Annotated in this window: 12 protein-coding genes; all 12 read left to right on the top strand. The window is 41.6% G+C overall.

Features of this window, described 5'->3' with window-relative positions; genetic code table 11:
• Positions 1-29 precede the first annotated feature (29 nt).
• The 12 genes from DXB39_RS09185 to atpG all read left to right on the top strand — a co-directional run bounded on the left by DXB39_RS09185 (position 30) and on the right by atpG (position 14,824).
• A complete protein-coding gene (locus tag DXB39_RS09185) occupies positions 30-1,961 on the top strand; it encodes a [Fe-Fe] hydrogenase large subunit C-terminal domain-containing protein (RefSeq protein WP_117841548.1) in 1,932 nt (643 codons plus the stop codon).
• A 127-nt stretch (positions 1,962-2,088) separates the two neighbouring features.
• Positions 2,089-2,631, top strand: a complete 543-nt coding sequence (locus DXB39_RS09180; protein ID WP_117698232.1) for an ECF transporter S component — start codon at positions 2,089-2,091, stop codon at positions 2,629-2,631.
• Positions 2,632-2,839: 208 nt separating this feature from the next.
• Positions 2,840-4,741, top strand: a complete 1,902-nt coding sequence (locus DXB39_RS09175; RefSeq protein ID WP_117841549.1) for a hypothetical protein — start codon at positions 2,840-2,842, stop codon at positions 4,739-4,741.
• Positions 4,742-4,915: 174 nt separating this feature from the next.
• Positions 4,916-7,036, top strand: coding sequence for a SulP family inorganic anion transporter (locus DXB39_RS09170; RefSeq protein ID WP_117841550.1), 2,121 nt, complete (start codon positions 4,916-4,918; stop codon positions 7,034-7,036).
• Between the two features lie 84 nt (positions 7,037-7,120).
• A complete protein-coding gene (locus DXB39_RS09165; protein WP_117841551.1) occupies positions 7,121-9,787 on the top strand; it encodes a hybrid sensor histidine kinase/response regulator in 2,667 nt (888 codons plus the stop codon).
• Between the two features lie 23 nt (positions 9,788-9,810).
• The gene (locus DXB39_RS09160; protein ID WP_117841552.1) at positions 9,811-10,131 is read left to right on the top strand and encodes a rhodanese-like domain-containing protein; all 321 of its coding nucleotides are present in this window, start codon (positions 9,811-9,813) and stop codon (positions 10,129-10,131) included.
• 309 nt (positions 10,132-10,440) lie between these two features.
• Complete coding sequence (locus DXB39_RS09155) at positions 10,441-11,127, top strand: F0F1 ATP synthase subunit A (RefSeq protein WP_117698228.1); 687 nt, start codon at positions 10,441-10,443, stop codon at positions 11,125-11,127.
• Between the two features lie 55 nt (positions 11,128-11,182).
• Entirely contained in the window at positions 11,183-11,413 is a 231-nt protein-coding gene (atpE, locus tag DXB39_RS09150) for an ATP synthase F0 subunit C (RefSeq protein WP_012743658.1), read from the top strand.
• A 33-nt stretch (positions 11,414-11,446) separates the two neighbouring features.
• Positions 11,447-11,899 carry a F0F1 ATP synthase subunit B gene (gene atpF, locus DXB39_RS09145; protein WP_117841553.1) on the top strand — a complete coding sequence of 151 codons (453 nt, stop codon included), beginning with the start codon at positions 11,447-11,449 and terminating at the stop codon, positions 11,897-11,899.
• Positions 11,877-12,395, top strand: a complete 519-nt coding sequence (gene atpH, locus DXB39_RS09140) for an ATP synthase F1 subunit delta (RefSeq protein ID WP_117841554.1) — start codon at positions 11,877-11,879, stop codon at positions 12,393-12,395. The genes atpF and atpH overlap by 23 nt, the downstream gene beginning before the upstream one ends.
• Positions 12,392-13,912 carry a F0F1 ATP synthase subunit alpha gene (gene atpA, locus DXB39_RS09135; RefSeq protein WP_442969662.1) on the top strand — a complete coding sequence of 507 codons (1,521 nt, stop codon included), beginning with the start codon at positions 12,392-12,394 and terminating at the stop codon, positions 13,910-13,912. The genes atpH and atpA overlap by 4 nt, the downstream gene beginning before the upstream one ends.
• Before the next feature lie 18 nt (positions 13,913-13,930).
• Complete coding sequence (gene atpG, locus DXB39_RS09130; protein WP_022243512.1) at positions 13,931-14,824, top strand: ATP synthase F1 subunit gamma; 894 nt, start codon at positions 13,931-13,933, stop codon at positions 14,822-14,824.
• Positions 14,825-14,828: the final 4 nt, after the last annotated feature.

The following is a 14,828-nucleotide window of genomic DNA, read 5'->3' as shown; positions in this document are numbered from 1 at the left end:
ATGGGTATAAGTAAAGGGTGGTGCTTGAAATGAGTCTGGTTTTTACCAATGACAACTGTATTGGGTGTAACAAATGTATTCGAGTGTGTCCTTGTCCGGGGGCATGTGTGGCAGTAACAGAAGAGGATGGAACAGAGCGGATTCAGGTGGATCCGGCAAAGTGTATTGGTTGTGGCGCATGTATGGATGCCTGCAAGCATGGTGCAAGAGAGTTTGAAGATGATACGGAGCAATTCTTTGCAGACCTTGCAAAAGGTGAGAAAATATCCATACTATTAGCTCCGGCGTTCAAGGCAAATTATCCAGGAGATTATGAGAGGGTACTGGGAGGATTAAAGAATCTTGGAGTGAACCGTATAATCAGTGTATCTTTCGGTGCAGACATTACAACCTGGGGATATCTTAATTATGTAAAGAAATACAACTTTACCGGTGGAATTTCCCAGCCATGTCCGGCAATTGTGGGATATATTGAACACTACTTACCGGAGCTTCTTCCAAAGTTATTCCCGGTACACAGTCCGATGATGTGCAGCGCAATTTATGCAAAACAGGAGATGGGAATTACGGATAAACTGGCATTTATCAGTCCGTGTGTTGCAAAATGGTCAGAGATTCATGACCCGGATACAGAAGGCTATGTATCGTATAATGTGACATTTGATCATTTGATGAAATATGTAAGAGAACATAATATATCAGGTGCATTTGCCAGTGATGAAATTGAATATGGACTTGGTTCCATCTATCCGATGCCGGGTGGCTTAAAGGAAAATGTATACTGGTTCTTAGGGGACGATGTATATATACGTCAGATAGAAGGAGAAAAGCACACATATCGTTATTTGGAGGAGCATAAGGAAGAAATTGCAAAGGGCATGAATAAAGAATTATTCATTGACGCATTAAACTGTGGAATGGGTTGTATTTACGGAACCGGTGTTGAAGAGGAAATTGCAAGAACAGATACAGCTTTATATAATATCCATCAGATACAGGAGAACTGTAAGAAGAATACAAAGAACAGTGCATGGTCAAGAAAACTGACTCCGGCACAGCGCCTTGCAAAATTAAATAAGCAGTTCTCAAAATTAAAATTGGAGAATTATCTTAGAAAATATACAGACTGCTCCGAAGAGTGTAATTATAAACTTCCATCTACAGAGGAACTGAATCAGATTTATGATGAGATGGGCAAGAAGACTAAGGAAGCAAGATGCATTGACTGCGAATGCTGTGGCTATGAAAGCTGTGAAAAGATGGCATTTGCTATTTATAATGGCTTCAATAAGAAGGAAAATTGTATTCATTTTGTAAAGGATACCGTAGAGGAAGAGAAGAAGAGAGCATTAGAACTTGCTGATGAAATCAAGGCAGAAAAAGATGCAGTGGAGAAACAGCAGGAGAATATTAAAACAACGGTGGAGACAGTCAATGACTTGTTTGTATCACTCTATGATTCTGTGGATGATATGGTGAATGGAAACGAAAGTAATGCGACGGAATGCAGTGCAGTATCAGAGGAAATTGGTAATGTGTCTGAATTCTGTGAGAAGCTGACTGGCAGAATGCAGGAGATTGATATGCTGTTGGAATCTATGGCAGAGAATAATCAGGAAGTAGTCTCCATTGCTGCACAGACTAACCTTCTGGCATTGAATGCCAATATCGAAGCAGCCCGTGCAGGAGAGGCGGGAAGAGGTTTTGCAGTAGTTGCAGATGAGATAAATAAACTGGCCATGAATTCCAAGGATACGGCATCCCGGAGTACAGAGAGCCAGGCAAAGGTAAAAGAATCCATTGCGGAGATTATCAAAGATGCGGATGAGCTGGCAAATGTTGTAAATGATACCGGCAACCGGATTCAGAATCTTGCCGCAGCAACGGAGGAGATTGCAGCATCGTCCAATGTGATTTTAAGTGCCGCAAATAGTGTAAAGAGTACACTGGAGCAATTATAAAAATGGTTTACAGAATCGCAGATGAGAAATCATCCGGTTGCATTCTAGCTTTCATTGGAGTATGATTGCGTTGGTATGGAACAGGTCAGTTCCTACGAATATAGATGCACAGGAGGAGAAAGACATCATGAAAATGAAAACCAGACAAATTACAGTTAGTGCAATTATGCTTGCAATCTGTATTGCAAGTCAGTTCTTTAAAAATTTAAGTGTATACATAACAGGACCAGTTATCAATGCAGCATTAATCTTAACTGTATTGTATGCGGGACTGGCATGCGGAATTATTTTAAGTATTATTACACCGGTTACTGCATTCTTTATTACCGGAAGCCCGGTAATGGCAGCCATTCCGGCAATGTTTCCATGCATTATGGCAGGAAATGCCATTCTGGTGCTTTGTGTAGCATTGCTTAAGGGTAAGCTTGGTAGTAAAGCAGGATTCCCGGTTTCTATTGTAATCGGTTCTATCTTAAAAGGATTATTTATGGGAGTTGTAATTTCCCTGATTATTTTACCAAATATGCTTCCGGAGAAAATGGCACCAATGTTAAAGGTATTGCAGCTTCAGTTCTCACTGACTCAGGTAGTTACAGCACTGATTGGTGGAGTGTATGCATTTATTATTGCGGCAGCATTAAGAAAGACTTCATTAGGCAAGCAGGATTAGTAGAATACGAACAGAATAAAAATAGAATCCCCTGAAGCAGGCGGTTGATGATAACCATAACCTGTTTCAGGGGATTTTGCAGGTTAAATTTTCAATGGAGAAGCCGGGTGAGATAAATTTCTCATATTTTGAAACGGATGTAGACTGCACAGAATCTATCGTTTTCCTTATAGTGTTTTTATAATACGAAGAAAGGAAGGATAGATTTATGAAAATGAAACGTGCTTTAAAATGTATTGGTGCAGTGGCACTGGCAGCATCCCTGATGATGGTTCCGTCCATGATTCCGGTGCAGGCATCAAATGGACCATGCATGGAAGGAGAGTTTGCATTTGCCAATATTCAATTGAATGATACGGTTGTATTTTCTACCAATGAGAAAAATACAGTGGACGGAGCGTCTTATGACCAGGCAAGCAATACGCTGACCTTAACCAATTATGACCATCCGGATGTTGCACTTTATACCAACATGATGGGAGACGATTTTAAATTGAATCTGGTAGGCAGTAATAAGCTGCAGAATCTTGGAATCTGGCATGGCGGCTGGGGCGGCTCCCTGACAATCTGCGGTTCCGGAAGCCTTACTGTCAATGAAAACAGAAAGAATCCGGATGGTATTGAATTATTTGCAGAAGGCGGCAAGTCGCTGCTGACGGTTTCCGGGGACAGTACAGTAACGGTATATCGTGGAACTGACGGATGTCCGTTTGGTTCATCCTGGAATTATACGTCATCACCGATTGTGGCAAAGGGACAGGTTAATGACATGAAGATTCAGGCAGAGCATCCTTTTGAAATGATTCAGGTATATGGTGGTTATTTTGGAACTGATATCAGTCCGGTCCAGAGTGATGTGTATACAAAAACCGGAGAAGAAGGCCGGTTTGTTATAACAGAAGTAACCGATATGTCCGGAAATAAGACCTACCGGATTGAAAAATTGCAGGAATGCACTACGCTGGGTGCAGAGGTAGCAATAACTGTAGAAGATAAGCTTACGGATATTTCGGCATATACAGCAAATGGAGAGATAGCAGCTTATTATTCCACTACGATGGCAAGTGGAGGAAGTGATGCCTGTCTGGTAAAGAAACAGGATACGGGAGACACCTTTATTTATAGAGGAACCTATTATGAGGCTGGTAATTCTTACCGGATTCTTTGTCCGATTCTTATGAGTTATACGGATTATAATACACAGGAAACCAGATATCTTATGGACGCAGCACATCCGGTTATGAAAGAGCTTGTAGAAAACATGGCGCTTGCGGAAGATACCTTACCGGCTGGTTATGAATTTGAAGGAAAAGAAGTAGAGAATGTTTACAATGTATATTCCGGGGCGGATGTGATTTCCTTTACACCGAAGCAGGTTGTAGTGAATGGCGTAGTGGATGTAACAGATGGAGATACCGCTATTTCCGACAATGGATTCCGGCAGATATTGGCAGAGAATCAGACAAAGGACATTGTTATCAAATCCAATGATGAGCTTTCCTTTACCTTTGGAAAAGGAACCATGTCAGCCGTTGATAATGTTTCCAGCTATGATTTTGGAGTAAAGATTGTAAAAGATTACAGTGAGCTGGGCACGCTTCCAAATGCAGTAAATAAGAATATTTTCATTGAACAGATTAAGTATAATTATTCCGGTCAGCTTCCGGCAGAAGCACAGATTCGTATTTTTGTGGGAACCCGGTATGCCGGAAAGACATTATATTACAGCCGGTTATTTGACAATGGAACGATTTTAAATATTGATGCGGGAGTAGTAGATTCAGAAGGATATCTGACCGTAAAACAGAATCATTGCTCTACTTATCTTATTACCACAGAAAAGCTGGCAGATACGGCTGCCACAGGAAATGGTGGTACAACATCCGGAAATGGCGGTACAACTTCCGGAAGTGACAGTACAGCTTCCGGTGGTGCGGCTGGAACAGCAGCAAATGCATCAACAACAGCAAATAGCCAGCCAACCGTAAAGACATCCGGTAAACCAAAGACAGGTGATAATTCTGCAATTGCAGTTTGTATGACATTGATTGCAGCAGGTTGTGGAGGAATGTTTGTTTTCGGAAGAAAGAAAGCAACTGAAAATGAATAATCAGAAATAAAAAAGAATAATCAGAATGGAATAAACAGAACAGAATAATTAGAACAACCAGAACAGAAAGGACAGGCACGGATAAAGAGCCTGTCCTTTCTGCTGCCAAAAGAATTGTACAATCATCTTATTTGCCGTATAATAAAAAATAATATAGTAGAAAGAAGCGATAATATGCGCATACAACTTGCAGCTACCATTCGTAAATATGATAAGAAAAATTTTCCAAAGGATATTCTGGCCGGTATTATTATTATGGCAGTTTCCATTCCGATAGCTATGGGCTATGCACAGATTGCAGGACTTCCGGCAGTCTATGGTCTGTATGGTTCCATTTTCCCAATTCTGATATTTGCACTGTGTTCGACTTCACCACAGTTTATTTTTGGGGTAGATGCGGCACCGGCAGCCTTAATCGGTTCGGCACTGGTGGGACTTGGTATTGAGAGTGGAAGCAGTGAAGCAATTGCAGCAGTGCCGGTACTTACTTTCTTTGTGGCAGTCTGGTTATTGGCGTTTTATTTTATGAAAGCAGGAAAACTGGTGAACTATATTTCGGCACCGGTTATGGGTGGATTTATTACCGGAATCTGCACCACGATTATTCTGATGCAGGTACCAAAGTTAATGGGCGGTACCGCCGGCGTTGGAGAACTCATTGAGCTGGTGGAGCATATCGGGCAGACGAAGGTGAATCTGCCATCACTGATTTTAGGCGGCATTTCCCTTCTGATACTTCTTGTATCAAAGAAAATAATGCCGAAATTTCCAATGGCAGTGCTTTTAATGGCAGCAGGAGCAGTAATGACAAAATTTTTTCCGGTGAGGGAATGGGGAATCCAGACGCTGTCTGCAGTAGAACCGGGACTTCCACAGTTTGTGATTCCGGATATCCGCATGCTTCCGATGAAAGAGGTAGTAACTATCAGCCTTTCGGTGGCAGTGGTCATTATGGCAGAAACGCTTCTGGCAGAAAATAATTTCGCACAGAAGAATGGATATCGAATGAATGATAATCAGGAAATTTTTGCATTCTCCATGGGAAATTTCCTGGCAGCATTTACAGGCTGCTGTCCTATTAATGGCTCTGTTTCAAGAACTGCAATGGGAGAACAGTATCAGAGTAAGACACAGCTGACCGGAATCATAGCCGGTTTATCCATGCTGGTATTGCTGCTTTGCGGAACCGGATTTATCGGCTATCTTCCGATTCCGATGCTGACGGCAATTGTAATTTCTGCATTACTTGGGGCAACGGAATTTGAGCTTGCTGCAAGATTGTTGAAGGTCAGCCGTACAGAATTCTTCATTTTCTTAGGAGCATTCTTTGGCGTGCTGGTGCTTGGAACCATCAATGGCGTTTTGATTGGCATTATACTTTCCTTTACTGAGATGATTATCCGTACTGCCAAGCCATCAAGATGTTTTCTTGGAATCCAGCCGGGACATCGCCATTTCCGGGATTTAAAAGAAAGTCATCAGATACATGCGATAGAAGGCGTTCTGATATACCGGTTCAGCAGTAATCTCTTTTTTGCTAATGTGCAGATGTTAAAGCGGGACATTGAAGACAATATAAAAGAGGATACGAAGGCAGTCATTTTAGATGCCAGTGCTATCGGCTCCATGGATATTACAGCGGCGGATCAGTTGGAAATGCTGTATCAGGGTCTTAAGAAACGTGGTATCTGTTTTTATATTACAGAACATATTGCAGATTTGAATGAACAGATGCGAAAGCTTGGTCTGGGACACATCATAGAAGAGGGCAGCGCAAGAAGAACAATACATATTGCTTTAAAGGATATGGGTTATGAACGTCCTTATCCGCTGGAGGGCGGTGTAGACAATAAACAGCGCAGTGCCTCAAGAAAGAGGGCGGATAACCGGGTGCAGGAATTTGTCTGGGCATTTGGTTCGGAAACTGAAGATGCTATAGAGCGGCAGATTGTGGCACAGATAGAACAGCTGAAAAAGACAGGAGATGTGGAAAAGCTGTTACATGGAAGCTGGTCCCATATGGAAGAACTGGACGAAGATGAGTGGCTGGAGCATTTAGAGGAGCATTTGAAAGAGATTGTTAATATTTCCGGTAAAGATGAAAGAACGCTGGCTATGCGGTTAGAGGAACATCGACGGGAAGTACATGAGCGTATTGCAAAGGAACATCCGGAACTGGCAGAGCGCTTTAAAGAACGCCGGCATGCGTTAGACGAACATCTGAAGGAACGGAGACCGGAGGTTTATGCACTGGTAGAGGACTTAAGGGAAAAACGGACTTCAGGAAAGATTTAATTAGGCAGAGACATCTTGCTTTTTCGACAAAATTTGCAGGAACCAGTCTGATAATCTGAAACAGATTGGAAGGTATTATGCGGGATGAAAAAGGAAAAGCAGGAAAAAAGGTTTTTTACGGTATTGATTGTATGTATTGTGGTTATGGCTTTGATATTTGGCTGGATGTCAAAAGACCTTGGGGGTTCAAATCAATACATTGATAAGAACAGCAAACAGAGTTTATCTGAACTGATGGAACAGATGGAGCGTGCTTACCGGAACCGTCTGGAGATTACTTATGAACAGATAGATTCTATTGAAAAATATATGTTCGGGGATGGGGAAAGGGAAGCAGAACTGAAAGATTACCAGAACTATTTTGACTCTATGGAAAGTAATATGGTGCGGGATATTGTCTTTGTCAATGATGAAGGTGAATATCTGTGCATGCGTGGACTGAATGGCAGAATACAGATGCAGGATGGATTGTCAGAATTATTTGGTGAGAATAAAGGAATTGCCCAGTACTGTACCTGGAAGGATGGAGAGGAAATCTTTATAATTGCAAAATCAGTAGATTCTTTTTTGGTCAATGGGGAAGAATATGAAGCAATTGCATTTCTATTCCGGCCACAGATTATTAACGATCTTTTTGTAACGTCTGCTTATAACGGACAGGCTAATATCTATGTCATGGATGAAAACGGAGAAGTGGCATATGCAAGCATTAATAATGAGCCGGGTGAAGTAACCATAAATTATAATCTGTTTGATAGTTACCATGAACAAAAGATTATGAATAAGAAAGATTATGAAAAAGTGAAGTCGGACTATGCAGAACGCAGCTCCGGGTGTATAACCCTGGAACGTGAAAATGAGTCCGACTATTTTTCGTATCGTGCATTAAAAGGAACACAGTATATGATAGCCTGTGAAGTGGACATTACGATTGTGCAGAATGTACTGGCAGATTATCAGATTATGATGCTGCATATCTGGCTGACAGTGACCTGCATTATCATTGCAATGTTAGCAGCACTGGGTATTAGTATTCTATGGATTTATAATGAAAAGAATAAGGTAGCTTACGCGAGACGAAATGCAATGCAGCAGGCAGAAGCAGCAGAGAAGCTGGAAGAAGTCAATACTGCATTGGAAGAGACGGTGCTGTTTGCAAATACGGCAAAAGCAGAGGCAGAGCGTGCCAATGAAGCGAAAAGTGTATTTTTATCCAATATGAGCCATGATATGCGGACTCCTTTAAATGCGGTTATGGGACTGGCTACACTGATTTCAAGAGATGCTGAAAATTCGGATTGTGTCCGGGAATATGCAAGAAAACTGACTTATTCAGGGGAACATCTGCTTGGACTCATTAATGATGTCCTTGATATGTCGAAGATTGAGGCCGGTAAAACGGTCCTTAATATTATGAACACGAATATTGCTGAACTGGTGGAAGAACTGGATATGATTATCCGTTCACAGACCAGAGAGAAGGGGCAGGAATTCATGATTCATGTACATCGGATAGAAACAGAAGAAGTGGAAGCAGATAAATTACGTCTGAAGCAGATACTGCTGAACATTTTATCCAATGCAGTAAAATATACCCCAAAGGGCGGTAAGATAGTATTTGATATTACAGAAGTACCAAAGAAAAAGGGAAACTTTGCACAGTATCAGTTCCGGATCAGTGATAATGGACAGGGGATGGGTGAAGAGTATCTTAAGAATCTTTTTGACCCATTCAGCCGGGAAGTGCAAAGCACTGTTAATCCGGTTTCCGGAACGGGTCTTGGAATGCCAATTGCCAAGAGCCTGGTGGAGTTAATGGGTGGAAGCATTCATGTGAAGAGTAAGCTTGGAAAAGGAACTACTTTTGAGGTGATTTTGAATTTCCGGAAAATAAAGTACCAGGAGAAGGTTAACTGGTGGAAACTGCAGAAGATAAGCCAGGTACTGGTGGTTGATGATGAGAGTGAATCAAGAAGATATATTATGGATACGCTGCATCCGTTTGGGATTGATGTGCAGACAGCAGATTCCGGCAAAATGGCGGTTCATATGGCAGAACAGGCTGTGGAAGCCGGAAAAACAAAGACCTGGGATGTTGTAATTATAGACTGGAAGATGCCGGGAATGGATGGCGTTGCAACGGCAGAAAAATTGCATCAGATTCTGGGAGAGAAAACAGTATTACTGCTTTTTGCCTATGATTGTAAGGAGATAGAAGAAGCAGCGGGTTATGCTGGAATTCAAAGTATTTTAAGCAAGCCGTTTTTTGTGACAAATTTTAAACGGTGCATCGAACAGGCAAGAAAAGAGCAGCAATTGCAGGGGAAAGGACAAGCAACAGAAAAAGAGAAAATGACATTAAAAGGAATGCGTTTTCTGATAGCAGATGATAATGATTTAAATGCAGAAATATTGGAAGAACTGTTAAAAATGGAAGGTGCAGACTGTGACCGGGCAGTAAATGGCAAGGAAGCAGTAGAAATGTTTGCAAGAGCGGAGGAAGGACGATATAATATTATTTTAATGGACATTAAGATGCCTGTTATGAATGGCTATGATGCAACGAAAGAAATCCGGAGACTTAAGAAGAAGGAAGCAGCGAAAATACCGATTTTTGCCATGACTGCCAATGCCTTTGCGGAAGATATCCGGACCTGTATGGAAACAGGGATGGATGCACACATTGCCAAACCGGTGGATCTGGATTTATTAGAAGAAAACATCCGGATTTATATGCAGGCAAAAGCATAACAAAAGAAGAAGGGAACAGAAGAATGGGTATTTTTAAGAAACGTCTGACTGTAAATGAAGCAATCAATGCAGCGCATACTTCGGAAAATGCAATTATAATTGACTGCCGGGCAAAGGAAGATTATCAGAAAGGACATGTGGCAGGAACAAAGAATATTCCGCTGGACAAGATAACGGAAGACCGTATTTTGCGGAGATTCCCGGATAAGGAAAAATCTTTTTATATTATAGGAAGTTACAGCTGCCGGTCCGAAAAGGCGGTAAAAGCATTTAAGAAATTAGGCTATAAGAATGCTATTTTCGGCGGTTATATGGAGGAACACCACGGAATTCTGGTGAAGTAAGCTTAATGATTAAAATTGTATAAAGTCTATAAAGAATAAGAAAAATGCAGAAAATGTTTGTGAAAAAACAGGAAATTTCTGCATTTTTTTAATACCAAAATATACAAATTGGCGCAAGTGTACAAATTGCATAAAAAAACAACCAAAAAACTGGCAAAAATTGCAGAAGAATATGGAATATTTACACGAAAAAATAGCAAATGGTCAGACCTATTTTCGCAGGAAGAAAACGGTTGCGTTTGCATTTTTTTCTTGTTAGAATTTTAACGATTTAAAAATGCCTTAGAGCAGCAGAAGGAAGTGAGACAGATGGATGCTCTGGTAAATAGCCTGATGGAAGAATTGAACTGTGAAACGGTATTTACAATTCCGATATTCGGAGGCATTCCCATTTATGAATCCGTAGTAGTAACCTGGATTATCATGGCAGTAGTTATTGTGCTGTGCATACTCCTGACCAGGAACTTAAGTGTGGAACATCCGGGACGCAGACAGATTATTCTGGAAACGGCTGTAAACGGGTTGAATAACTTCTTCCGGGATACCATAGGTGAAAATGGAAAGCAGTATATTCCTTATCTTATGACGGTGGCAATCTATATTGGAATTGCCAACTTAATCGGTCTGCTGGGATTTAAACCACCGACCAAGGATATGAATGTTACCGCAGCATTGTCCCTGATGAGTATCATATTGATTGAGATGGCGGGTATCCGCAGGAAAGGAACGAAGGGCTGGCTTAAGAGTTTTGCAGAGCCGATGCCGGTAGTACTTCCAATCAATATTCTGGAGGTCTTTATCAAACCATTGTCGCTGTGTATGCGACTTTTTGGAAATGTATTAGGTTCATTTGTCATTATGGAATTGCTGAAAATGGTAGTACCGGCAATTCTGCCAGCAGTATTTAGCTGTTATTTTGACATTTTTGACGGATTGATTCAGGCATATGTATTCGTATTTCTGACCGCATTGTTCGTCAAAGAAGCAACCGAATAGGGAAGAAAAAACAAAAAGAGAAACAAAAAAGTAGAAAAGAAAAGGAGTGCATATTATGTCATCAACATTATTAGTAGCAATCGGAGCAGGTATCGCAGTATTAACAGGTATTGGAGCAGGACTTGGAATTGGAAAAGCAACATCATCCGCAGTAGATGCAATTGCAAGACAGCCGGAAGCAGAGAGCAAAATCAGCAAATCACTTCTTCTTGGATGTGCATTGGCAGAGGCAACTGCTATTTACGGATTCGTTATCGCATTGTTAATCATCCTCTTCTTAAAATAATAAAGAAAGATTATAGAAAGGCAGGTACGGGAAATGCTTAGCATTAATTTTTGGAATATCTTATGGACCGTTGTAAATCTGCTGGTATTATATGTAGTCTTTCGTAAATTTCTTTATCAGAGAGTCATGAATGTGATTGAGGCAAGAGAAGAAATGGTAAAGAAGCAGTTCGACGATGCAAAGAAAAGCGAAGAAGATGCCAGAAAATTAAAGGCAGATTATGAAGAACGCTTATCGGATGCAAGAACGGAGGCAGACCAGATTATTATTGATGCCAGAGCAAGAGCAGAAGAAGAGCATGCACGCTCGGTAGAGAAGACCCGGGAAGAGACTGAGCATATGTTAGAAAAAGCCAAGGAAGATATTGCAAACGAGCAGGAAAAGGCACAGCAGGCAGCTCAGGCTGAGATTGCCAAACTGGCAGTCATCGCTGCACGGAAAATTATGAAAACAGGTGATGCTCATGACACAGGAAGCAGTAAATAACGCAAAGGTATTGTATCGGCTGGGTGCCACAAGACAGGAAGCAGATACCCTTCGTAAGCTGTATGAGCTTACACCGGAACTGCTTAAGGTTCTTACAAGCCCGGTAATTTCCATACATAAGAAAGATGCCATAATAGAGAAAGTATATCAGAATGCAGGATTATCCAAAGTGCTTGTAAATTATACCAAAGTGATGTGCAGACTGGGTTATATCGAAGAAATCAGCGATATACTGGAAGCATTTTATCTCTATTGGGACAGACAGAATCATATCCTGCGTGCAGAACTGACCTGTGTAGGTACACCAAAGCCACAGGAAGAAGCAGAGGCAAGAAAGATTCTTACGGAAAAATATCCGGACTGTGAGATTGTTCTGACAGAAAAAGAAGATGAGAGTCTTCTGGGCGGATATGTCATCAAGGTTCATCATAAAGAATATGACAGAAGCTATGAAGGCCGCTTACGTCAGTTGGAAAGAAAATTAACAGGGAGGTGAAGCCTGTGGGTGCAATTAGTGCTGCAGACATAATCTCGATTATCCAAAGCGAGATAGAAGAATTTGACTGGGATGAATCCAGTCGTGAAACCGGTTCCGTAATCTGGGTCGGTGACGGAATTGCAACCATTTACGGAATCGACCATGCAATGTATGGCGAAATCGTAGTATTTGATAATGGTGTAAAAGGAATGGTACAGGATATCAGACAGAATGAAATTGGTGTTATTTTATTCGGCCGCGATACCGGAATCAAAGAAGGAACCAAAGTAGTTCGTACAAAGAAGAAGGCTGGAATCCCGGTAGGGGAAGGCTTTGTTGGAAGAATCATTAATGCATTAGGTGAGCCGATTGATGGAAAGGGCGAGATTAAGGAAGATGATTATCGTCCAATCGAAGAGGAAGCACCGGGCATTGTAGAACGTAAATCAGTAAATACACCAATGGAAACAGGAATCTTGTCCATTGACTCCATGTTCCCAATTGGTAGAGGACAGCGAGAGTTAATTATCGGAGACCGTCAGACCGGAAAGACCTCCATTGCGACAGATACCATCATTAACCAGAAAGGCAAAGGAGTAATCTGTATCTATGTTGCCATCGGCCAGAAGGCGTCCAGTGTAGCAAAAATCGTATCTACACTGACCAAGCATGATGCAATGGATTATTCCATTGTGGTTTCCTCAACTGCAAGTGATCCAGCATCCATGCAGTACATCGCACCATATGCAGGAACTGCAATGGCAGAGTACTTTATGCATCAGGGAAAAGATGTGTTAATCGTATATGATGATTTATCCAAACATGCGGTAGCATATCGTGCAATTTCTCTGTTGTTAGAGCGTTCTCCGGGACGTGAAGCTTATCCTGGTGACGTATTCTACTTACATTCCAGATTGTTAGAGCGTTCCAGCCGTTTAAGTGATGAATTGGGCGGAGGTTCCATTACCGCACTGCCAATCATTGAGACACAGGCAGGAGATGTATCCGCATATATTCCGACCAACGTCATTTCCATTACAGACGGACAGATTTTCTTAGAGAGTAACCTTTTCTTCTCAGGTATGCGTCCGGCAGTCAACGTTGGTTTGTCCGTATCCCGTGTCGGTGGTGCTGCACAGACCAAGGCAATGAAGAAGGCATCCGGAAGTATCCGTATCGACCTGGCACAGTATCGTGAGATGGAAGTATTTACCCAGTTTGCATCGGACCTTGATGATATGACTAAGGCACAGTTACAGCATGGAAAAGCATTGATGGAGCTTTTAAAACAGCCACTCTGCCATCCGCTTTCCCTGCATGAGCAGGTAGAGACACTGTGTATGGCAAACCATGGTGTATTTGATAAAGTAGAAACAAAGAATGTAAAACAGTATCAGAATGAGATTCTTGAATATATGGATTTGAAGCATCCGGAAATCGGCAGGGAAATCGAAGAAACCAGAGTGCTTTCCGATGAACTGACCGATAAGATTGTTGCGGCTGCAAAAGAATTCGAAGACAGTAGAAATCAATAGGAATGAGCAGGTGTTGTTATGGCAAATGCAAAGGAAATTCAGGATCGGATGAAGAGTATCAATGATACATTGAAGATTACCAATGCAATGTATATGATTTCTTCCTCGAAGCTGAAGAAATCAAAGAAAATGCTTTCTGACACAGAACCTTATTTCTTTACCCTGCAGTCGGAAATGAGCAGAATCTTAAGACATCTTCCGGATATTGAGGACATTTATTTTAAGACCAACGAAGAGAAAAAGCCGGAAGAACGGATGGTAGGTTATATTGTTATTACGGCAGATAAGGGTCTGGCAGGCTCCTATAACCATAATGTATTAAAGCTTGCAGAGGAGCATTTGAAAGCACATAAAAATAACAAACTGTTTGTATTAGGTGAGTTAGGCCGTCACTATTTTGAACAGCGTGGAATTGAGATTGATAAGCAGTTCCACTATACCGTACAGAATCCGACACTGAACCGTGCAAGAAATATTGCAGAGGAACTTCTGGAGCTGTATCGGAAAGAAGAGTTAGATGAAGTCTATATCATCTATACCAGCATGGTCAATGCAATTCAGGAGGAGACACAGATCAGACAGCTGCTCCCACTGAAGAAAGCAAGTTTTAACGTGAAACTGCCTGCAGATATTCCGATGGAGGAACTGGCATTGAAACCATCTCCGGAGGCGGTGATGGATCGAATTGTACCGGATTATGTAGTTGGTTTCATCTATGGAGCGTTAGTTGAGTCTTATTCCTGCGAGCAGAACGCAAGAATGATGGCAATGGAGGCAGCAACCAAAAGTGCCAAAGATATGCTCCATGAGCTGGATATCTTATATAATCGTGCAAGACAGGCAGCAATTACCCAGGAAATAACCGAGGTCATTGCAGGAGCGAAAGCTCAGAAACGGAAAAAGAGGCAGTGATAAG

The organism is Roseburia sp. OM03-7AC (assembly GCF_003462625.1).
GTDB lineage: Bacteria > Bacillota > Clostridia > Lachnospirales > Lachnospiraceae > Roseburia_C > Roseburia_C amylophila.
This window is presented reverse-complemented; position numbering and strand designations above follow the sequence as displayed.

Excerpts from the sequence above, each read along its gene's own strand:
- DXB39_RS09165 (WP_117841551.1), top strand. The coding sequence starts at position 7,121 with ATGAAAAAGGAAAAGCAGGAAAAAAGGTTTTTTACGGTATTGATTGTA.
- DXB39_RS09155 (WP_117698228.1), top strand. The coding sequence starts at position 10,441 with ATGGATGCTCTGGTAAATAGCCTGATGGAAGAATTGAACTGTGAAACG.
- atpF (WP_117841553.1), top strand. The coding sequence starts at position 11,447 with ATGCTTAGCATTAATTTTTGGAATATCTTATGGACCGTTGTAAATCTG.
- DXB39_RS09160 (WP_117841552.1), top strand. The coding sequence starts at position 9,811 with ATGGGTATTTTTAAGAAACGTCTGACTGTAAATGAAGCAATCAATGCA.
- atpH (WP_117841554.1), top strand. The coding sequence starts at position 11,877 with ATGACACAGGAAGCAGTAAATAACGCAAAGGTATTGTATCGGCTGGGT.
- DXB39_RS09170 (WP_117841550.1), top strand. The coding sequence starts at position 4,916 with ATGCGCATACAACTTGCAGCTACCATTCGTAAATATGATAAGAAAAAT.
- atpG (WP_022243512.1), top strand. The coding sequence starts at position 13,931 with ATGGCAAATGCAAAGGAAATTCAGGATCGGATGAAGAGTATCAATGAT.
- atpE (WP_012743658.1), top strand. The coding sequence starts at position 11,183 with ATGTCATCAACATTATTAGTAGCAATCGGAGCAGGTATCGCAGTATTA.
- DXB39_RS09185 (WP_117841548.1), top strand. The coding sequence starts at position 30 with ATGAGTCTGGTTTTTACCAATGACAACTGTATTGGGTGTAACAAATGT.
- DXB39_RS09175 (WP_117841549.1), top strand. The coding sequence starts at position 2,840 with ATGAAAATGAAACGTGCTTTAAAATGTATTGGTGCAGTGGCACTGGCA.
- DXB39_RS09180 (WP_117698232.1), top strand. The coding sequence starts at position 2,089 with ATGAAAATGAAAACCAGACAAATTACAGTTAGTGCAATTATGCTTGCA.